Raw genomic sequence first — 20,795 nt, forward strand, 5'->3', positions numbered from 1 at the left:
CAGAACAAACACCCTCAAACCCGCAGCGCTACCTCGCCAAGGTGCCCACCAAAAGGTCCGAAACTGCGCTCGATCAGCCGTCTTCTCCCCTGATCATCCACAATCAGCACCGTACTGGCCCGTGTCCCATAGTTCTGACTGGCAATAAACACGCTCGACAACAGTTTCTCCGTCGCCAGCCCCACACCCGTTTCCGGCAATTCGCCCTCAGGTGCCGGTTCACCATCGGCCAGCAACGCCAGTAGCTGCTGAGGGTCCGCTGACTCCAGCAACCCCTCCAGCCCACTGCGCGCCTTCACAAGCTTCGGCCAAGGCGTATCCAGCCCGGCATTGGACAGCCCGTACACCCCAGCCTCCAGCAGGCGTGGCGCCGCTTCGCGGGCGTGCAGATAACCCAGTTGGCCCGCATCACCCACGAGCAGATTGAACCCTGAATACTGTTTACTGCGGCCGGCGACCTGGTCCAGATACGCCTCGACCCCAAGCTCACCTTGCAGGTAGGCCGCCACCAGCTCGCCGCGCGAGCGCGGCCCTAGTGCTTGCCCAGGGTCACGGATATTGGTCAACGCGGCAAACCGCCCCTGCGGCCCCACACCCAGCCACGTACCTCCGGCCTCCAGGTCGCGCCCGGCATGCACCCCAGGCGCATCTTCCCAGGCCGCCAGGGCCTGGGTGGGCCGGGCATAGAACTCGTCGCGGTTGGCCGCCACGATCAGCGGCAGGGCGTGCCCCGGCCGCCAGGCGAATACGATCAGGCACATCGGTTGGGCCTCTGTGTTTTTCGCCACTGTACCCACTGCGGCGGCGGTGATCCATCCTGTCACAGAGTTCACTAGAGCCTCGTGCCCAGCTTCCGTTACCATGCCGGATTGTTTTTCTCGGGGACGACGAATGGAGTTCGCACTCTATCTGCTGTTGGGCGCCTGCGCCGGCGTGCTGGCCGGGCTGTTCGGCGTGGGCGGGGGCATCATCATCGTGCCGGTGCTGGTGTTCAGCTTCACCTTGCAGGGCTTCGACGCATCCGTGCTGACCCACCTGGCAGTCGGCACGTCGCTGGCCACCATCGTCTTCACCTCGATCAACGCCGTGCTCGAACACCATCGCAAGGGGGCGGTCCAGTGGCCCATTTTTGCCTGGATGACCGTCGGCATCCTGCTTGGCGCCCTGGTAGGTGCCAAGACCGCTTCGCTGATCCAGGGCCCGCAGTTGCAGAAGATCATCGGTGTATTCGCGCTGATCATCGCCGTACAGATGGCTCTGGACTTCAAGCCCAAGGCCAGCCGTGGCATCCCCGGCAAACCGGCGCTGATCGGCGCGGGTGGGGTGATCGGCTGGGCGTCGGCGATCTTCGGCATCGGCGGTGGCTCGTTGACCGTACCCTTCCTGACCTGGCGCAGTCTGCCGATGCAGCAGGCAGTGGCCACGTCCTCGGCCTGCGGCCTACCGATTGCCGTGGCCAGCGCGTTGAGCTTCATGTGGTTGGGCTGGCACGAAGAACACCTGCCGGCACACAGCGTGGGCTACGTCTATCTGCCAGCGCTGGTCGGCATTGCCGTGACCAGCATGTTTTTCGCCCGCTTCGGCGCGCGCCTGGCGCACAATCTGTCGCCGCGCCTGCTCAAGCGTCTGTTCGCCGCGCTGCTGTTCTGCGTCGGCCTGAGCTTCCTGATTTGAAACGAGAGGAATATCCATGCTGCCTTACCCGCAGATAGACCCCGTGGCCGTGGCCCTCGGGCCGCTGAAAATCCATTGGTACGGCCTGATGTACCTGATCGGCATCGGCGGCGCCTGGCTGCTCGCTTCGCGCCGACTCAACCGCTTCGACCCCACCTGGTCGCGCGAGAAGCTCTCCGACCTGGTGTTCTGGTTGTCGATGGGGGTGATCGTCGGTGGGCGCCTGGGTTACGTGCTGTTCTACGACCTGCATGCCTACCTGGCCAACCCGACGCTGATCTTCGAAGTATGGAAGGGCGGCATGTCGTTCCACGGCGGCTTCATCGGCGTCATGCTGGCGGCGCTGTGGTTCGGCAAGCGCAACAACAAGTCGTTCTTCGAACTGATGGATTTCGTCGCCCCACTGGTGCCGATCGGCCTGGGTGCCGGGCGCATCGGCAACTTCATCAATGCCGAATTGTGGGGTAAAGCCACCGACGTGCCGTGGGCCATGGTCTTCCCACCGTTCAGCGATCCGGCCCAACTGCCCCGTCATCCGTCGCAGCTCTACCAGTTCGCCCTGGAAGGTGTGGCATTATTCGTGATTCTCTGGTTGTACTCGCGCAAGCCGCGCCCGACCATGGCCGTTTCCGGCATGTTCGCGCTGTTCTACGGCATTTTCCGCTTTATCGTGGAGTTCGTGCGGGTGCCAGATGCCCAGCTTGGCTACATCGCCTTCGGCTGGTTGACCATGGGTCAGTTGCTTTGCGTGCCGATGATCCTCGGCGGCATCTTCCTGATCTGGTTGGCCTACAACCGCAAACCTACGGCGAAAGCAGCCGTCTGATTTTCACGGCAGGGGCGATCCCCCTGCCGTTCTTGTTACAGGAAAGTCATGAAACAGTATCTAGATCTGGTCCGCGACGTCATCGAAAACGGCACGCTGCAAGGCAACCGCACCGGCATCCGCACCATCAGCCTGCCGGGCGCCATGCTGCGTTTCGACCTGCAGAAAGGCTTCCCGGCCATCACCACGCGCAAGCTGGCGTTCAAGTCGGCCATTGGTGAGATGGTCGGCTTCCTGCGAGGCGTGAAGAACGCCGGTGAATTCCGCGAGCTGGGCTGCAAGGTCTGGGACCAGAACGCCAACGAAAACGCTCAGTGGCTGGCCAACCCGTTCCGCCAGGGCCATGACGACCTCGGCGAAATCTACGGCGTGCAATGGCGCCAGTGGCCGGGTTACAAGCGCATCCCGCTGAACAACCCGGCGGCGATCGAGATGGCCGAAAAAGCCGGCTTCCGCCAGATTGCCAAGGATGAGGAAGACGGCCAGGCGTTCGTCATTCTGTACAAGGCCATTGACCAGGTGCGTCAGTGCCTGGACACCATCGCCAACGACCCGGGCAGCCGGCGCATCCTGTTCCATGGCTGGAACTGCGCCCAGCTGGACGAAATGGCGCTGCCGCCTTGCCATTTGCTGTACCAGTTCCACCCGAATGTCGAGACGAAGGAGCTTTCCCTGACCCTCTACATCCGTTCCAACGACCTGGGCCTGGGTACGCCGTTCAACCTTACCGAAGGCGCAGCGCTGCTGTCGCTGTTCGCTCGCCTGACCGGTTATACGCCGCGCTGGTTCACCTACTTCATCGGCGATGCCCATGTGTACGAAAACCACCTGGACATGCTCAACGAGCAACTCAAGCGCGAGCCGCTGGCAGCGCCGAAGCTGGTAATCAGTGGCCGCGTGCCGGAGTTCGCCAAGACCGGCAAGTACGAACCGGAGTGGCTGGAGCAGATCGAGCCGAGCGACTTCAGCCTCGAAGGGTATGAGCACCATGCGCCGATGACGGCGCCGATGGCAGTCTGATCTCAAGCTCCCAACCCGCCGGGCTGGTAGTTCTTCCTACCGTCCGGTTGTCTTTTGCTAGATCGCCAATCTTTCAGCCAGCGTGTTTGCTCGCCTTATTCACCTCCAGGCTCACTGCGACCACGTAGCGTAGTGCGATTGTTCACCAAGGCGATAGCGAGCGTCGCCGTCTGCGGACTGGAAGCACGGGCACCTGACGTTCGTCTACGATTTCTCCCCTCAGCCCAGCTGCACGTTGCCGCTACCCAAGCGCAAACCCTGCGCCGCCTTCATCTGAAATAGTCAATCTTCATTTCCCATCATGGGATTTCACCTTGTGTAAGGCAGGTCGTGACGCTATAGTGGTCGTGCGGGAAATAAGAGCAGGGCTCCAAGATCATCAGGCGACATTGGATCTGGAGTGTGGATTGCACGGAGACGCCATCCGTGTGGTAGCGGCATCAGACTTCGGTCTGTTGGCATGTGACCCAGCCCTTCGGGGTTAGCTAAGCAAGCGCTGCGACTACCATCCCGCGTATCTTCTTCAGTCAAGGGCGCCTTCTGGCGCCTTTGGCGTTTCTGGGATTTGAAAACCCTCGATCACGCCCACTGCCTTCCCGTTCGGCGTACGGTTGCGATAAGCCGTCACCACGCTGTAATAGAGCTGGTCATCGCCACTAGGCCAAGCTGCCAGTACTGCGCAACCCTTGCGACCCCGAAGCACGATCAAGCGCTCATTCCCGCGCAGGGCGAGGCCATGTATGTGGTGGAAGTGGCCCTGGATTTCAGCGACCCGCGCACGCGTATCCGCGAAGCCTGGCTCAAGGACGGCATGACCGACCTCGCACCTGGATGCCAGCGCCCGTGATCGGATCATCGCCACCCTTGGGCAGTTACCCATGCTGTGCGTGGTCGTGACCCATGATCCAGAGGTCGCCAAGGCCTGTGATCGAGTGTTGCGCATGCGGGGTGGGCTGCTGGAGCCGATGCCGGCTGGAGCGTTGAATGGTTGAGCCTGTTCGTGTTGGCTGGCACATGCGTTACTGGCTGATACGCATGAGCGCCAGGGACTCTCTGGCCCGTGGGCTGGCGCGGTGCCTGGCATGGATTTCACGTCTGCTGCCGGTGGGCGGGCTGTTTCGCGCGCTCCCCGCGCTGCAGCAGCGCTTGCCGGCAGCTTGGCGCGGCAAGGACTACAGCCTGTGTCGGCAGAACCTGGAAGCCTTGGGCTACGCGAGACCGCAGGCGCGCGCCCTGGCCTGTCGTTATGGTGCGTTGCAGTTGCAACGGGCTGTGCACGAGCGGCTTTACCCCCGCAGCCAGCCCCAGGCACTCAGGGCCTGGGTGAACAGCATCCCCGAGGTCGACCCGCAGGGTTGGCCTCCAGGCAGCCGACCGGCCCTGTACATGCTGTTGCACACCGGCGAATACTGGATGGCGGTGGCGAGTGTCATGGCGCGTGAAGCGGCGCCGACGCGTTTCGTGATCCCGATCTGGAATTTCGCTGACGCCTTCACCCAGGCTTCGCTGAGGCAACTCGAAGGGCTGGGGCACCGCGTGGAGGTACTCGATGCCGCCCACCCCACCACGGCGCTGACTATGGCCCGTGCTTTGAAGCGCGGGGCGCGGGTCATTCTGTTCTGCGACCTGCCGGTTGGCCTGGGGGCGTTGCGCTTTGGTGAGCCGTTGCCCGGCAGGCTGTTCAATCGGTCAGCCCAGTTCGTTAAAGGGCCATTGTTTCTGGCGGCGAAGCTGAAGTGCGATGCCTTGCTGGTCGGCCATCGGGCGGTATTGGGCGGCAAAGGTGAGGTGCGCATTCTGACGCGTGTTCGTGCAGCACCGCTGGAGGTCATGCAGAAAGGGTGGATGGCGGCGCTCGAGCGCTTTATCGGCGCTGCGCCGGAGCAGTGGCTGTATCTGCCCCGGCTTGAGGCGTTCTACCATCGCCAGCGAGCGACGGCGGAACAGCGTGGCCCCACTGGCTTGGGAGGCAGGCGATGAGTTCTCTGAACCTGTGGGGGGTGGTCACATGCCTGGCGTTGGCGGGCTGTTCCTTCGTCCCCACTTATGTTCGGCCTGAGGCACCCGTCGCTGCAACGTGGCGCGGCCAGCCTGAGACACCTGCCACGCCGCCACCCGATTGGCAGCGCATGTTCAACGACCGCGACCTGCGCGAGTTGATAACTCAGGCGCTGGCGCATAATCGCGGCTTGCGCATTGCCGTGCAGCGTATCGACGAAGCCCGAGCGCTGCTTGGTATTGCCAGCGCCGAGCTGTGGCCGACGCTGGGCCTCAAGGGTGCAACCCAGCGCCAGCAGCGGTCGGCTCTGGATTCGCCGACGGGCGAGCGGCAGATCATTGAACAGGGCCGCTTCAGCCTGGGCGTCGGTATTACCGCCTACGAGCTGGACATCTGGGGACGTGTGCGGGCGCTGCGCGAGAGCGCGGGTCAGCAGGTCCTGGCGTCAGAAGAGGATGCCCGAGCGGTGCAAGTCAGCCTGGTGGCCGAGGTCGCCGCAGCCTACTACGAATCACTGGCTTATTTGAGCTTATACGAGGGCCACGGTCAGTTGCTGGCCGCCGGGGAACGTGCGCTGGCGCTGATCGAGCGACGCCAGGGCCAGGGCCTGGCCAGCGAACTGGAAGTGCGTCAGGCCCACGCAGTGGTGCTGGGGTTGGCGAGCGAACAGGCGAGCGCCGAGCGGGCGCATGTGCTGGCGGTCAACCGTCTGGAATTGCTCAGTGGTTCGGCGGTGGCACCTTTCAAGATGCAGCCCGTGGCGCTGGAGGGCGAGCAGGTGCTGGCGCCGGTTGCGGCAGGGCTACCGTCGGCCCTGCTGACACAACGACCGGACATTCGTGCTGCCGAAGCCCGGCTTAAAGCCTACAACGCCAACATTGGCGCTGCGCGGGCGGCCTACCTGCCGCGCATTTCCCTGACGGGGTTGCTGGGGGGGAGCAGTCCGGAACTGAATCAGTTGTTCCGGGGCGGGGCACGGGCCTGGTCGTTTGTGCCCGAAGTAGCGCTGCCCGTGTTCGACTTCGGCCGGCGTGGGTCGCAACTGGCAGTGGCCAACGCCCAACGTGATATTGCCGTGTCTGAATATGAAAAGGCGATTCAACAGGCGTTTCGCGAAGTCGCTGATGCGCTGGGGTCGACCGAACCGCTGCGCCGCGAGCTGGAAGCACAGCGTTTGCTGGTGGCGAATGAACGGCGACGGGTGGAACTGGCAACCTTGCTGTACGAGGACGGCCTGAACAGCTACCTGGAGGTACTGGATGCACAACGCAGCCTCAGTTCAGCGCAGCAAGGGTTCATCCGGGCACAGTTGGCAGGGCTGGGTAACCGTTTGTCGTTGTACAAGGCGTTAGGGGGTGGCTGGGGCTGACGTGCGCAGCTAATGCCCGTGGCTGCGCCCTACATGCGAATGTTCGGTTTCCGGTACCGATACCGCCCCATTCACTTCCAATTGCTGCAAGATTGCACACTCGGCCCCCTGAGCCTTGCAGCGCTGGCGCAGCTCCACCAACTGCTCCTGCAACGCCACCAACCCATCGATCCGCGCCTGCACATGCTCGATATGCTCGTCGATCAACGCATTGACGCTGCCGCATGACCCATCAGGGCTGTCGCGCAGGCGCAACAGGCTGCGGATTTCGTCGAGGGTCATGTCGAGCGTGCGGCAGTTGCGGATGAACGTCAGGCGCTCGACATGGGCCTGGGTGTACAGCCGGTAATTACCGTCGGTGCGCGCAGGCTCCGGCAGCAACTGCTCACGCTCGTAGTAGCGGATGGTTTCCACGGCGCAGTCGGTGGCCTTGGCCAGTTCTCCGATCTTCATGGCGAAATCTCCAGCAAGTGGGCTTGACCCTATAGTGGCTACAGGGTGTTCACTTGGCAACAGGCCACCTTAAGGACGACCCCATGAACCAGCCTGTCAGCCACGAACACTCCCACTGCCACAGCTGCTGCGGCGGTGCTGCCACGCCGGGCCTCGTGCAATTGAGCGAAAAAGCCAGTGACAATGCCCGGCTCAGCCGCTTCCGCATCCAGGCCATGGACTGCCCCACCGAGCAGACACTGATCCAGGACAAGCTGGGCAAGCTGGCCGGTATCGAGCAGTTGGAGTTCAACCTGATCAATCGCGTACTCGGCGTGCGCCATACCCTGGCCGGGACTGCCGAGATCGTAAAAGCCATCGACAGCCTGGGCATGAAGGCCGAGCCGCTTTCCGATGAGGACGAGGGCAGCGCAGCGGCGCCCGAGCCGGTCAAAACCCGTTGGTGGCCGTTGGCATTGTCCGGCGTTGCCGCGATTGCTGCCGAAATCGTGCACTTCAGTGCCCTGGCGCCGGAGTGGGTAGTGGCCGCGCTGGCGCTGGCGGCGATCCTTGGTTGTGGCCTGGGCACCTACAAGAAGGGCTGGATTGCCCTGAAAAACCGCAACCTCAATATCAACGCCTTGATGAGCATCGCCGTGACCGGCGCGGTGCTGATTGGCCAATGGCCGGAAGCGGCAATGGTCATGGTGCTGTTCACTATCGCCGAGCTGATCGAAGCGCGTTCTCTGGACCGTGCCCGCAATGCCATCAGCGGCCTGATGCAGCTCACGCCGGACATGGCCACCGTGCAGCAGGCCGACGGCCAATGGCGCGAGGTCGAAGTACGCGATGTGGCCATCGGCGCGCACGTACGGGTGCGCCCCGGTGAGCGGATTGGTCTCGATGGCGAAGTGACAAGCGGGCAATCCACTGTCGATCAGGCACCGATCACCGGCGAAAGCCTGCCGGTCGAAAAAGCCGCTGGTGACAAATTGTTCGCTGGCACCATCAACCAGGCCGGGGCGCTGGAGTACCGCGTCACGGCAGCGGCTGGCCAATCCACCCTGGCACGCATCATCAAGGCCGTCGAAGAGGCGCAGGGCGCCCGTGCGCCTACTCAGCGTTTCGTCGACACCTTCTCGCGCATCTACACCCCGGTGGTGTTCGCGCTGGCCCTGGCCGTGGCGATCATCCCGCCGCTGTTCATGGCCGGCGCGTGGTTCGACTGGGTCTATCGCGCCTTGGTGCTGCTGGTGGTGGCGTGCCCGTGCGCATTGGTGATCTCCACGCCGGTGACCATCGTCAGTGGCCTGGCCGCCGCAGCGCGTAAAGGTATTCTGATCAAAGGTGGCGTCTACCTGGAGGGCGGCCGCAAGCTCGATGTCCTCGCGCTGGACAAGACCGGCACGATTACCCACGGCAAGCCGGTGCAGACCGATGTGAAGGTGCTCGACCCGCTGTTCGAAGGCCGTGCCCAAGCCCTGGCTGCCAGCCTTGCTACGCGCTCCGACCACCCGGTATCTGGTGCAATTGCTGAGTTCGCCAAGGCACAAAACCTGCCGCTGAGTGACGTCAGCCAATTCGCCGCCCTTGCCGGGCGCGGGGTGCGCGGCGACATCGATGGGCAAACCTATCACCTGGGCAACCATCGTCTGGTCGAAGAACTGGGCCTGTGCTCGCCGCAACTAGAAGCACAGCTGGACGCGCTCGAACGTCAGGGCAAAACGGTTGTGCTGTTGCTCGACCGCTCTGGCCCGCTGGCGTTGTTCGCCGTGGCCGACACGGTCAAGGACAGCAGCCGCCAGGCCATCGCCGAATTGCACGCGCTGGGTATCAAGACCGTCATACTCACCGGCGACAATCCGCATACCGCCCAGGCCATCGCTGCCCAGGTCGGCATCGACCGCGCCGAAGGCAACCTGTTGCCCGCCGACAAACTGGCCAGCATCGAGCAGCTGTACGCTCAGGGCCACCGGGTGGGCATGGTCGGTGACGGCATCAACGATGCCCCGGCCCTGGCCCGCGCCGAAATCGGCTTCGCCATGGCCGCTGCCGGTACCGACACCGCCATCGAGACCGCCGACGTAGCGCTGATGGATGACGACTTGCGCAAAATCCCGGCGTTCGTCAGGCTGTCGCGCCAAAGTGCGGCGATCCTGACGCAGAACATCGTTCTGGCGTTGGGCATCAAGGCGATATTCCTGGCGATCACCTTTGCCGGCATGGCCACCCTGTGGATGGCGGTGTTCGCCGACATGGGCGTGAGCCTGCTGGTGGTGTTCAACGGTCTGCGCCTGCTGCGCAAATGAGGTCCTGCAATGCTGAGTGCCGAGCTCAAAGCCTTCTACATGGTGGCCCGCCTGGGCAGCATCACCCTGGCGGCGAAGAAGCTCGGGCTCAGCCAGCCGACGGTGACCACGCAGATCCGTAACCTGGAGAGCCAGTACGCGGTGGAGCTGTTCTACCGCGGCGGCCGGCGCCTGGTGCTGAGCGAGGAGGGCGTGCGCCTGCTGCCGATGGTCAAGGCGCTGCTGCAGCAGGAGGCCGACATCGAGTTCGAGTTGCGCAACAGCGGGCAGCAGCAGGGCAGCCTGCGCATTGCCGCCACTGCGCCGTACTACATCCTCGACTTGATCAAGATTTTCCGCGAGCGCCTGCCGCAGGTGGAAGTGGCGGTGGAGATCGGCAACTCGCAGCAGGTGCTGGAGATGCTCGAAGACTACCGCGTCGATATCGCCGCCTCGTCACAGCTGCTGGAGGATGCTCGGCTGATACGGCGCGTGCTCGGCACAGACCCGCTGGTGGTGGCCGTTCACCGTAACCACCCGTTGGCGCAGCGCCAGGCGGTCTCGATCGACGCGGTGGCAGGGCATTGCCTGCTGATGCGCGAGCCGGGCTCGACTACTCGCAAGCTTACCGAGCAGATGATGCAGGATGCCGGGGTGAAGGCTGGGGCATTGCTGGAGATCGGCAGCCGCGAGTCGATCCGTGAGGCGGTGCTGCGCAATATCGGCATCAGTGTGATTGCCCGGCATGAGGTGCCGCACAACCCCGAGTTGCGGGTGCTGACGCTGGAGAATGCACCCGTCATGCATGAGTACCTGTACTGTCTGAAAGAGCGGCGCCAGGCCAGGTTGCCGGCGGCTTTTCTTGGGGTGGCGCAGGAAGTGGTGGGGTCGCAGTTCTAGATCTGCGGTGGCCCTTTCGCCGTAAGACATTTCTGAATCTGAAACCAAATACTTCAAGATCAGCATGCTTGGGAATTATCCTACGCGCGCTGCTGAAGTGTCGCTGTTGTCGGGGAAATGCCCCAGGGATAACGTTTTCTGGTCGCTACGGCGACCGGGCATGAGAACCCGATAATTAGCTAGCAGCACCTTTCATGGTGGCCGTACGTGGGCGGGCTTTCGCCTGGCCGAGTGTTTGCTAGCTTCTATCGGCTTTCTCACACCCGCGTACGGCTGCCGCCTTCAATCCATGAGAAAGATTCAGGTGGTAGTTCCCTTTGTCATGAAGCTGGAATTACATCATGAAAAAAATCGCCCCAGCCCCTCCGCACCGCAAACCCACCACCTCCCCGGAAACCATGGCGGACGAAATCAAATCCGTTGCAACCATCGGTGCTGAAACTTTTCTCGAAGTGGGTAACCCGCCGATTGACCTGTTACGGGTTCAGCCGGGTATTCCCATCGACGATGTCTACGAGCAGGTCTCGGTCCTGCTGGGCTACATCAAGCATCTGGTTCGTGAGGGTGATATGGAAGATGACCACAAGTTGCTGGGTGCTGCGGATTACCTGAGTGCTTTGGCCAAAGCTTTGATGAATGATATCGAGATGGCCAAGAACCGCTTGCATTGACCGAGCGCGCGCTCCTACAGGTACTCCACTGAATTTGGGAGCATGGCCACTACAAAATCTGCCAATACCACTATCACCCGCTTTTGCCTAAACGCCACAGAACCTTCGCACAGGCTTCCTAGCATGGCCCCATCTGCTCGATGAGGCCTTGCCATGAACCACGCCACCCCTGGCGCACAGATGAAAGTGCGCGGTATCCACAAGCGTTTCGGCGCCTTCACGGCGCTGAACGATGTCTCCCTGGACATCGCCGCGGGCGAGCTGGTCTGCCTGCTCGGCCCTTCGGGGTGCGGCAAGACCACCTTGCTGCGCTGCATCGCCGGCCTTGAACGCCAGGACCGTGGTGAGCTGTTCATCGGCGAGCGCGACATCTCCGAACTGCCGCCCCAGGCGCGTGATTACGGCATCCTGTTCCAGTCTTATGCGCTGTTCCCCAACCTCACCGTCGAAGCCAATATCGCCTACGGCCTGACCGGCAGCGGTCGCGAAGCAAGCCGCCAGCGTGTGGGCGAGATGCTCGAACTGGTCGGCCTGACCGGCAGCGAAAAGAAGTACCCCGGCCAGCTCTCCGGCGGCCAGCAGCAGCGCGTGGCCCTGGCCCGCGCGCTGGCCCCGTCGCCTTCGTTATTGCTGCTGGATGAGCCCATGTCGGCACTGGATGCGCGAGTCCGTGAGCACCTGTGCACCGAGCTGCGCCAGCTGCAACGCCAGCTGGGCATTACCACGCTCATGGTCACCCACAATCAGGATGAGGCCATGCTCATGGCCGACCGCATCGCGGTGATGAACAACGGCCAGGTCGAGCAGTACGCCACGCCGCAGGAAATCTACGACCAACCCGCCACGCCGTTCGTCGCCGAATTCGTCGGCCAGGGCAACTGGCTGCCGTTCCAGCGCACTGGCGACAGCCACGCCCAGGTCGGGGGCATGAACATGCGTCTGGCATCCGGGGCTCCGCGAGCCAGCAGTGGCCGCCTGTTCTGCCGCCCGGAGGCAATCACCGTCAACCCGGTGGTGCATGAGGAAAACCTGTTCCCGGCCAAGGTCCGCGAGATCACTTTCCTCGGCAACCGCTGCCGCATGAGCTTCGAACTCATGGCCTTGCCGGGCCACGCCCTGCTCGCCGAGCTGGCGCCAGAAGCGATGCCGCGTCTGGGTTCGCAGGACATCTGGGTGGCGTTGCCGCCGCAGAGCCTGCAGGTGTTTGCCTAAGATGGCCGCGTCAATGTCCCTGCCGCTCACCCAGGCCAAGCGCGGCGATGTTGCCTTGGGTGACCGCCTGTTCGTCATCGGTGGCAAGAGCCTGCTGCTGATCCTGCTGCTGCTGGCGGTGCTGATGCCGTTGCTGGCGATCTTCTGGCGAGGCTTCAGCGGTGACGCCGGCCAGGGTGGCGGCCTGCACGCGGCTCGTGAGCTGTTCGCCAGCGAGAATTTCCACTGGCTGCTCGGCAACAGCTTGTCGGTGGCCTTCACCGTTGCCGCGATCGTGATCCCGCTGGCCTACCTGTTCGCCTATGCCCTGCAACGCACGCTGATTCCGGCCAAGGGCCTGTGGCGGGGCATCTCGCTGCTGCCGTTGCTGGCGCCATCGATGCTGCCCGCCATTGCCCTGGTGTATCTGTTCGGCAACCAGGGCCTGTTGCGCGGGTTGCTCAGCGACAACATCTATGGCTTCTGGGGCATTGTCCTGGGCGAGGCCATTTACACCTTCCCGCACGCGCTGATGATCCTGCTGTCGGCCTTGTCGCTGGCCGATGCGCGCCTGTTCGACGCCGCCTCCAGCATGGGCGCCGGGCCGTGGCGGGCCTTCTGCAGCATCACCTGGCCGGCCACGCGCCAAGCGGTGTTCGCGGCGTTCTGCCTGGTGTTCACCCTGACCATCACCGATTTCGGCGTGCCAGTGGTTGTCGGTGGCGACTACCAGGTGCTTGCCCTTGAGGCCTACAAGGCGGTCGTCGGCCAGCAGCAATTCGGCCGGGGCGCGTTGATCGGCATGGTGTTGCTGGTGCCGGCGCTGCTCAGCTTCGCGGTCGACGCCTGGTTGCGCCGCCGCCAGGGCGAGTCCATGAGTGGCCGCGCCCAGGTATTCGAGCCCAAGCCTTCGCGTGGCCGCGATGCCTGCTACCTGGCCATCGTGCTGCTGGTGTGCGTGGCGCTGGTGGGCGTGATCGGCATGGCGGTGTACTCCTCGCTGGTGACCTTCTGGCCCTACAACATGACCCTGTCGTTCAAGCACTACATGTTCGAGGACACCGCCGGTGGCGGCTGGTTGGCCTACCGCAACAGCGTGACCTTGGCCCTCGGCACCGCGCTGATCGGCAGCATCGTGATCTTCGCCGGTGCCTACCTGATGGAGAAAACTTCGGGCCAGCGCCTGCTCAACCAAGCCCTGCGCCTGCTCAGCTTCATCCCCATGGCCGTGCCGGGGCTGGTGCTGGGCCTGGGGTACGTCTTCTTCTTCAACCTCAACGGCAACCCACTGCATGTGTTCTACGGCGGCATGGGGCTGCTGGTGGTGTGCACCATCGCCCACTACCTGACCACCGCACAGATGACCGCCACCACCGCGCTGCGCCAGCTCGATGGTGAGTTCGAGGCCGCCGCGCTGTCACTTAAGGCGCCGCTGTACAAGCACTTCGTGCGGGTCACCGTGCCGATCTGCCTGCCTGCGCTGCTGGACATCATCCGCTACCTGTTCGTCTCGGCGATGACCACCGTTTCGGCAGCGATCTTCCTCTACAGCCCCGACACCATCCTCGCCGCCGTCGCCGTGCTGAACATGGACGATGCCGGCAACGTCGGCGGCGCTGCCGCCATGTCGACCCTGATTCTGCTGACCAGCGCCGCTGCCTCGCTGCTGCTGGCCGGTGCTTCTCGCGGCCTGCTGCGCCGCTCCCAGGCCTGGCGCCAGCGCGCGCCAAGCCATTGACCGACTGCCCACTCTGATAGGAACCGCATCATGTTCAAGCCCCTTGCACTTGCCGCTGCCGTATCCGCCGTATTCAGCCTGCAGGCTTCGGCCGCCAGCACGCAGCTGACCGTCTACACCGCCCTGGAAGCCGAGCAGCTCAAGAGCTACAAACAGGCCTTCGAGAAGGCCAACCCGGACATCGAGATCAAGTGGGTGCGGGACTCCACCGGCATCATCACCGCCAAGCTGCTGGCCGAGAAAGACCGCCCGCAAGCCGACGCGGTGTGGGGCCTGGCGGCTTCCAGCCTGGCCATTCTCGACCAGAACGGCATGCTCGAAGCCTATGCGCCGAAGGACCTGGGCAAGATCTCCGCCAACTACCGCGACGCCGCCAACCCACCCGCCTGGGTGGGCATGGACGTATGGGCCGCGACCATCTGTTTCAACACCGTCGAGGCCGAGAAGCAGGGCCTTAGCAAGCCGATCAGCTGGCAGGACCTGACCAAGCCGGAATACAAGGGCAAGATCGTCATGCCTAACCCGGCGTCGTCCGGTACCGGCTTCCTCGACGTTTCTGCCTGGCTGCAGACCTTCGGCGAGCCACAGGGCTGGGCCTACATGGATGCCCTGCACCAGAACATCGGCCAGTACGTTCATTCCGGCTCCAAGCCGTGCAAGCTGGCGGCGGCGGGCGAGTTCCCGATCGGCATTTCGTTTGAATACCCGGCCGTGCAGCTCAAGCGCCAGGGCGCTCCTTTGGACATCGTCTTGCCGAAAGAAGGGCTAGGCTGGGAGATCGAGGCGACCGCGCTGATCAAAGGCTCGCCCAAGGCTGAAGCCGCCAAGCGCCTGGCCGACTTCTCAGCAAGCCCGGCGGCCATGGAGCTGTACAAAGAGAACTTCGCCGTGCTCGCCGCACCGGGCATTGCCAAGCCGCAGACCGAACTACCGGCCGACTATGAACAGCGCCTGATCAAAAACGACTTTGCCTGGGCCTCGAAAAACCGCGACCAGATCCTGGCCGAGTGGCGCAAGCGCTATGACGGCAAGTCGGAAAAGGTGGCGCAGCAGTAATTCGAGGAACCAAAAAGATGACCACGCCAGTCCAGATCATCGACAACACTTTCGCCCTGTATGACCGCCATGGCAGCGACGACTACATCGGCGAAGCCATCACCCAGCTGGAGCACATGTCCCAGGCCGCGCAACTGGCCATGACCGAAGGCTTCGACGACGAAGTGGTGCTGGCCGCGTTCTTTCACGATATCGGCCACCTGTGTGGCGGTGAAGGCGACATGGGCGGTTATGGCGTGGTCAGCCACGAGCGTATCGGCGCTGAATACCTTCGTCGTTGCGGCTTTGGCGAGCGCATGGCGCGGCTGGTGGAGTATCACGTCGAGGCCAAGCGGTATCTGACGTTGCGCCAGCCGGGGTATTACGCGCGGTTGAGCGAGGCCAGCCGGCGCACGTTGGAATATCAGGGGGGCGTGATGACTGAAGCGCAAGCGGATGCGTTCGAGGGCGACCCGCTGTTCAGCGTGAGCCTGCGCATGCGGGAGTGGGATGAGCAGGCCAAGGAGGTGGGGGTGCCGGTGATTGATCTGGCGGTTTTGAAAGGGAAGGCATTGGCACTGCTCTGAATGGTTGATCGCTTTTGCCGGCCTCTTCGCGGGGCAAGCCCGCGAAGAGGCCTAAACAGGCACCCTCAGATCTGCGAAACCAGCGCCTCCAACTGCTCTTGACGCTCAGTCTGATTTACCCGCGCCCCAGGGTTTAGCGTCGACCATTGCGGATGCGCCCGGGCCTTGCTCAAGGCCTCGGGCAGCTTGCCTTCGCGCCAGGCCTTTTCATCCAGCTCACCCAGGCGAATACTGGTCTGCGCCGCATGCCCGCGGCTATCCAGCGCCGCCATCAACTGCTGCTGACGTAGGGCGAGCAAGCGCAGCACGGTGTCGTCCACGGTCAGCTCGCGCTGGCCCTTCAACTTGCCCATCAACCGTGAGCCATAGTTGCGCGCAGTCTGTAGCGCCCCCCCGGCAATGGCACCGGCCAATGCGGCAGCGCCGAGGGTCAGGCCACCCACCAGCAAGTCGACACCTGCGCCGGCCGCCGCACCCGCCGCCACGCCGCTGCCCAGGCGCACACCGAGCAACTTCAACGTCTCGGGGTTGAACAAGTCATCGCCCCAGCGCCCATCCAGCAACGGCAAATCCCCGGCATTGGCATCCTCACGACGAAACGCATAGAGCTTGAGCAACGCTTCGACACAGCGCTGCTCACGCTGGCGCACATCCTGGCGCAGCGCCTCGATGGCTTTGGCCTCTGCCGCAGGTTCGGCTTCAACGCTGCGTCGGCAAGCGGCGCAATCAAGCAGCAGTTCGGCAATCAACCGCTTGCCGCTGAGCTGGCGAGCCAGGCGCTGCGCCTGCTGATCGTCGATCAGCCGTTGCAGCGCCGGGCGGGCGTCTTCCAGCAGCAAGGCCAGGCTTTCGTAAAGGCGCCGCTCGCCGTCTTCCGGGGGCGCGACGCTGTCGAATCGCACCAGCGCATGCAGGCCTAGGCGGGCCAGGGCGTCGCGCCATTCCGGCTCGCGGTGCTGGCTGCTGGCGACGAAGTTGAGCACCGGCAGTAGTGGTTTGCCACAGCTGGCCAGCACTTCCAGTTCGTCCCGGTACTTGGCCAGCACCGGCTCGCGGGCGTCGATCACATACAGGCCGGCATTGCTGGCCAGCAACTGGCGCAGCACCTTGGCTTCCTGCTCGAAGCGCTGGCGTGCCTCGCTGCCTTGGAGGAAACGCTCCAGGCGGGCCGGGCCATCGAGGCGCTCGCCCGGACGCTCCAGGCGCTCCAGGTAGTCGAGCAGCGCGATAGCATCTTCCAGGCCGGGGGTGTCATAGAGCTCCAGCAGCGCTTCGCCGTCCACCGACAACCGCGCGCCTTCCACGTGGCGGGTGGTACTCGGGCGATGGGACACCTCGCCGAAGCCGACATCCCGCGTGAGGGTGCGCAGCAGCGAGGTCTTGCCGACGTTGGTGTGGCCGACCACGGCCAGTTTCAGCGGCTCAGTCATGGCCATGCTCCAGCCAGGTCAGCGGTGAGGTGTCGGCGTGGGGCAGGCCGAGGCGGTCGAGGGCTACATGCCAGTCGCCCAGGCGCTCGGCGTCCAGTGCCTGGCCGGGGGCTGCCTGCAGCAGCCAGATGCGCGTGGCGCCGGCATTGCGCGCCAGCTCGGCCAGCAGCGCGAGGCTGCCACGGTCGGGCGAACGGCGGGGGTCGCAGGCAATGGCCAGGCGCGCCGGCGGGAAGCGGCTGAGCTGCTCCAGCAGGCGATTGCGCGACTCGCGGCTGTCGAGCACACCAGCGTCGGTCACGCCCTTGCTCAGAGCAGGCGGCCACGGGCGCTGGTCGTCCAGTTCCAGCCCGACCAGCAGGGCGCCGCTGCTACCGCTTTCGAGCTGGCCGGCCTGGAATTGTGGCAGTGATTGCGGGGCCACGTCCTGCACGCCGATGCGCTCGCTGCGAGGCATCAGTGCTTCGCGCAGTTGCGCATAGCCCGGCAGGCTGAGGTCCAGGGCCAGGCGTTGGCGGCCCTGGCGCCAGCGCCACAGGCACAGCCCCGCCAAAAGCAGGCGCGGCAGCAGGCCATACACCAGCACCACGCCGAGCAGCCAGCTGGCCCAGGCCTGACGGGCGATGTCCAGGGCGGGCAGGGTGTCGCCGCTGATGCGGATCATGCTTTCGTCCGGCACGGCGAAGCCGAGCAGCGAGGGCAGGGCGCCGAGAGCCTGGGTCAGGTGCACGAAAGGTTCGGCGGCGAGCAGCGTGGTCTCCCAGACGAAGCCATAGCGCCGGGTGGCGAGCAGTGCCAGCAACAGCGCCAGCGCGCTGAGCATGGCCAGCGCCCACAGGCTGTGGACCAGCAGGCCAAGCAGCCAGCGGTTCAGGCGTTGGCGTTGCAGCAGCACCAGCAGTGCGGGTGCGAGGTGAGCGGCCTTGGCGTCGCGGGCGAAGCGTTCGCTCAGCCACAACCACAGGCGCCCGAGATTGGCGCCGTGTTCGCCGCTCAAGGCCAGGCCGGCGGCCCAGCCCAGCAGCATCAGCAGGTTCAGCCCGAGCAAGCTGCCCAAGGCCCAGAATACGTTGACCGGGCGTTGCCCATCGCCGAGAGCGGCGAAGGCCAGGCCGGCGCCGCTGACGACGGCCATCAGCAACAACGCCAGCAGCGCCAGGCGTGCGCCTTGCTTCCAGTGTTGCAGGGCGGTGGTGATGCCGTCGCGCTCGGCCAGGAACATGGCGCGGGCTTCGATGCGCGCTGCCAGGTCGCCGCCGTGCTGGCGGGCGTGGCGGTTGGCTTCCTGGTCTTCCAGGGGGCCGGCGTGTTCCTCGCGCAGGCGTATCGCTTCGGTGAGCCAGCGCTTGTCCAGTGGAGTCGGTCCAGTCACAAGGTCTTCCATTGCACGGTTCAGGGCAGAAGCATAACCCACCACGGGTTTGCTATCCTCGTCGGCATGACTACCTCACTCCCCCTCAGCCTGATCGCGGCACTCGCCGAGAACCGCGTGATCGGCATCGACAACTCCATGCCCTGGCATCTGCCGGGGGACTTCAAGTACTTCAAGGCCACCACCCTGGGCAAGCCGATCATCATGGGTCGCAAGACCTGGGATTCGCTTGGCCGGCCGCTGCCGGGGCGCCTGAACCTCGTGGTCAGCCGCCAGCCAGGCCTGGTGCTGGCCGGCGCTGAGGTGTTCGCGTCGTTGGAAGAGGCGCTGGTGCGTGCCGAGCAGTGGGCGCGTGAGCAGGGCGTCGATGAGCTGATGCTGATCGGCGGCGCGCAGTTGTATGCGCAGGCGCTGGAGAAGGGCTTGGTCAGCCGCATGTACCTGACCCGGGTGGCGCTGGATCCGCAGGGCGATGCCTGGTTCCCTGAGTTCGACAAGGCGCAGTGGCAACTGGCTTCGAGCGAGCCGCAGTCCGAACCGGACAAGCCTGCGTATCACTTCGAGGTGTGGAACAAGCTTTGACGAAACTGGGGCCGCATTAGCGGCCCCAGTCGTTTCAGGAATGGCTCAGTTCGGCATGCTCATCGCCGGCCAGCACATCCTTGTCAGTTTCTTTGAGCAGCTGACTGGTCACCACGCCCGCCGTCATCGAACCGTTCACGTTCAGCGCGGTGCGGCCCATGTCGATCAGTGGCTCGACCGAAATCAGCAGCGCCACCAGTTCCACCGGCAGGCCCATCGCTGGCAGCACGATCAACGCGGCAAAGGTGGCACCACCGCCCACGCCGGCAACGCCTGCCGAGCTCAGGGTGACGATGGCCACCAGGGTCGCAATCCACAGCGGGTCGAAGGTATCGATGCCCACGGCCGGGGCCACCATCACCGCCAACATGGCCGGGTACAGGCCGGCGCAGCCGTTCTGGCCGATGGTGGTGCCGAACGATGCGCTGAAGCTGGCGATCGACTGTGGCACGCCCAGGCGGCGGGTCTGCGCTTCGATGTTCAGCGGGATGCTGGCGGCGCTGGAACGGCTGGTGAAGGCGAAGGTCAGCACCGGCCAGACTTTGCGGAAGAAGCGCAGCGGGCTGACGCCGGAGGCGGCGAGAATGATGCCGTGCACCACGAACATCAGGCCCAGGCCGATGTACGACACCACCACGAAGCTGCCCAGTTTGAGGATGTCTTCCATATTGGAGCTGGCCACGACCTTGGTCATCAGCGCCAGCACGCCATAGGGGGTGAGCTTCATCACCACGCGCACCAGGCGCATCACCCAGGCTTGCAGGGTGTCGATGGCCGACAGGGCGCGCTGGCCTTTTTCGGCATCGTCCTTGATAAGCTGCAACGCCGCCAGGCCGACGAACACGGCGAAGATCACCACGCTGATGATCGAGGTCGGCTTGGCCCGCGCCAGGTCGCCCACCGGGTTGCTCGGGATGAACGACAGCAGCAATTGCGAGATGTTGAGGTCGGCGACCTTGCCCGCGTAATCGCTGTGGATAACTTGCATGCGCGCGCTTTCCTGGGCGCCGGCGACCAGGCCTTCGGCGCTCAGGCCGAACAAGTTGGTCAGGACGATGCCGATCAGCGCGGCGATGGCCGTGGTCAGCAGCAACGTGCCGATGCTCAGTACGCTGATGCGGCCCAGCGAAGAGGCGTTGTGCAGGCGTGCAACGGCGCTGAGGATCGAGGCGAAGATCAGCGGCATGACGATCATCTGCAGCAGGCCGACGTAGCCATTGCCGACCAGGTCGAGCCAGCCGATGGTGGCTTTGAGCACCGGGTGGCCTGCATCGTAGATTGTGTGCAGCACCAGGCCGAAACCTACGCCCAATGCCAGGCCGAGCAGGACCTTCTTGGCCAGGCTCCAGTCGGTACGGCGGGTTTGCGCCAAGCCCAGCAGCAAGGCCAGGAACGCCAGCAGGTTGAGAGACAGCGGCAGGTTCATTGAAGCTCCAGGAAAAAGCAGAAGAAGCATCGCCTCTATGAGCGATTGCGAACGGAAATGCTAACAGGCTGAAAAGAAACGAATTTATATCTAAAAGGAATTTGCTTAGGCATTTATGGAATAAGTACGCCGCACTTCGTGGGAGCGGCTTTAGCCGCGAAGCGGGCACCGCGCTGGATGGCACGGGCTCCGCCCGTGTTCGCGGCTGAAGCCGCTCCCACAGAGATCGAGTTGGGCGGGCCATTAGGCATAAAA

Annotated in this window: 18 protein-coding genes; 13 read left to right on the forward strand and 5 right to left on the reverse strand. The window is 64.1% G+C overall.

Features of this window, described 5'->3' with window-relative positions:
* Positions 1-14: 14 nt before the first annotated feature.
* Positions 15-761, reverse strand: a complete 747-nt coding sequence (locus tag ACIQUF_RS17760; RefSeq protein WP_403133730.1) for an NRDE family protein — start codon at positions 759-761, stop codon at positions 15-17.
* Positions 762-891: 130 nt separating this feature from the next.
* On the opposite strand from ACIQUF_RS17760, the gene ACIQUF_RS17765 reads away from it, so the two are divergent.
* From ACIQUF_RS17765 to ACIQUF_RS17785, 5 genes are all read left to right on the forward strand, one after another.
* Entirely contained in the window at positions 892-1,674 is a 783-nt protein-coding gene (locus ACIQUF_RS17765; RefSeq protein ID WP_403133733.1) for a sulfite exporter TauE/SafE family protein, read from the forward strand.
* Positions 1,675-1,690: 16 nt separating this feature from the next.
* Complete coding sequence (gene lgt, locus ACIQUF_RS17770; protein ID WP_403133735.1) at positions 1,691-2,500, forward strand: prolipoprotein diacylglyceryl transferase; 810 nt, start codon at positions 1,691-1,693, stop codon at positions 2,498-2,500.
* 48 nt (positions 2,501-2,548) lie between these two features.
* Complete coding sequence (locus tag ACIQUF_RS17775; RefSeq protein ID WP_403133738.1) at positions 2,549-3,520, forward strand: thymidylate synthase; 972 nt, start codon at positions 2,549-2,551, stop codon at positions 3,518-3,520.
* A gap of 984 nt (positions 3,521-4,504) precedes the next feature.
* Positions 4,505-5,500, forward strand: a complete 996-nt coding sequence (locus ACIQUF_RS17780; RefSeq protein ID WP_403133741.1) for a hypothetical protein — start codon at positions 4,505-4,507, stop codon at positions 5,498-5,500.
* On the forward strand, positions 5,497-6,888 hold the full coding sequence (locus ACIQUF_RS17785) for an efflux transporter outer membrane subunit (protein WP_403133743.1): 1,392 nt from the start codon (positions 5,497-5,499) through the stop codon (positions 6,886-6,888). The genes ACIQUF_RS17780 and ACIQUF_RS17785 overlap by 4 nt, the downstream gene beginning before the upstream one ends.
* A 9-nt stretch (positions 6,889-6,897) precedes the next feature.
* On the opposite strand, the gene cadR is transcribed toward ACIQUF_RS17785, so the two are convergent.
* The gene (cadR, locus tag ACIQUF_RS17790; RefSeq protein ID WP_403133745.1) at positions 6,898-7,341 is read right to left on the reverse strand and encodes a cadmium resistance transcriptional regulator CadR; all 444 of its coding nucleotides are present in this window, start codon (positions 7,339-7,341) and stop codon (positions 6,898-6,900) included.
* Between the two features lie 83 nt (positions 7,342-7,424).
* Between cadR and ACIQUF_RS17795 the strand changes: the two genes are divergently transcribed.
* The 7 genes from ACIQUF_RS17795 to ACIQUF_RS17825 all read left to right on the forward strand — a co-directional run bounded on the left by ACIQUF_RS17795 (position 7,425) and on the right by ACIQUF_RS17825 (position 15,730).
* Complete coding sequence (locus tag ACIQUF_RS17795; RefSeq protein WP_403133748.1) at positions 7,425-9,629, forward strand: heavy metal translocating P-type ATPase; 2,205 nt, start codon at positions 7,425-7,427, stop codon at positions 9,627-9,629.
* Between the two features lie 9 nt (positions 9,630-9,638).
* Positions 9,639-10,508, forward strand: coding sequence for a LysR family transcriptional regulator (locus ACIQUF_RS17800; protein ID WP_403133750.1), 870 nt, complete (start codon positions 9,639-9,641; stop codon positions 10,506-10,508).
* Between the two features lie 398 nt (positions 10,509-10,906).
* Positions 10,907-11,179, forward strand: coding sequence for a DUF3077 domain-containing protein (locus tag ACIQUF_RS17805; RefSeq protein ID WP_403134448.1), 273 nt, complete (start codon positions 10,907-10,909; stop codon positions 11,177-11,179).
* A 153-nt stretch (positions 11,180-11,332) separates the two neighbouring features.
* Positions 11,333-12,391: a putative 2-aminoethylphosphonate ABC transporter ATP-binding protein gene (locus tag ACIQUF_RS17810; protein WP_403133753.1), complete on the forward strand. Its 1,059-nt coding sequence runs from the start codon at positions 11,333-11,335 to the stop codon at positions 12,389-12,391.
* A gap of 1 nt (position 12,392) precedes the next feature.
* Entirely contained in the window at positions 12,393-14,108 is a 1,716-nt protein-coding gene (locus ACIQUF_RS17815; protein ID WP_403133758.1) for a putative 2-aminoethylphosphonate ABC transporter permease subunit, read from the forward strand.
* Positions 14,109-14,138: 30 nt separating this feature from the next.
* Positions 14,139-15,164: a putative 2-aminoethylphosphonate ABC transporter substrate-binding protein gene (locus tag ACIQUF_RS17820; RefSeq protein ID WP_403133760.1), complete on the forward strand. Its 1,026-nt coding sequence runs from the start codon at positions 14,139-14,141 to the stop codon at positions 15,162-15,164.
* 17 nt (positions 15,165-15,181) lie between these two features.
* Positions 15,182-15,730, forward strand: a complete 549-nt coding sequence (locus ACIQUF_RS17825; protein ID WP_403133763.1) for a phosphonate degradation HD-domain oxygenase — start codon at positions 15,182-15,184, stop codon at positions 15,728-15,730.
* Between the two features lie 65 nt (positions 15,731-15,795).
* On the opposite strand, the gene ACIQUF_RS17830 is transcribed toward ACIQUF_RS17825, so the two are convergent.
* Together ACIQUF_RS17830 and ACIQUF_RS17835 are read right to left on the reverse strand one after the other, a co-directional pair.
* Positions 15,796-17,160 carry a GTPase/DUF3482 domain-containing protein gene (locus ACIQUF_RS17830; RefSeq protein ID WP_403133764.1) on the reverse strand — a complete coding sequence of 455 codons (1,365 nt, stop codon included), beginning with the start codon at positions 17,158-17,160 and terminating at the stop codon, positions 15,796-15,798.
* The gene (locus ACIQUF_RS17835; RefSeq protein WP_403133766.1) at positions 17,153-18,544 is read right to left on the reverse strand and encodes a DUF2868 domain-containing protein; all 1,392 of its coding nucleotides are present in this window, start codon (positions 18,542-18,544) and stop codon (positions 17,153-17,155) included. Before ACIQUF_RS17835 ends, ACIQUF_RS17830 begins: the two co-directional genes overlap by 8 nt.
* Positions 18,545-18,598: 54 nt before the next feature.
* On the opposite strand from ACIQUF_RS17835, the gene ACIQUF_RS17840 reads away from it, so the two are divergent.
* On the forward strand, positions 18,599-19,114 hold the full coding sequence (locus ACIQUF_RS17840) for a dihydrofolate reductase (protein WP_403133768.1): 516 nt from the start codon (positions 18,599-18,601) through the stop codon (positions 19,112-19,114).
* A gap of 34 nt (positions 19,115-19,148) precedes the next feature.
* Here ACIQUF_RS17840 and ACIQUF_RS17845 read toward each other — a convergent pair whose 3' ends face one another.
* Complete coding sequence (locus ACIQUF_RS17845; RefSeq protein WP_403133771.1) at positions 19,149-20,540, reverse strand: L-cystine transporter; 1,392 nt, start codon at positions 20,538-20,540, stop codon at positions 19,149-19,151.
* Positions 20,541-20,795 lie beyond the last annotated feature (255 nt).

This window comes from Pseudomonas sp. NPDC090233 (assembly GCF_044772285.1).
Lineage (GTDB): Bacteria > Pseudomonadota > Gammaproteobacteria > Pseudomonadales > Pseudomonadaceae > Aquipseudomonas.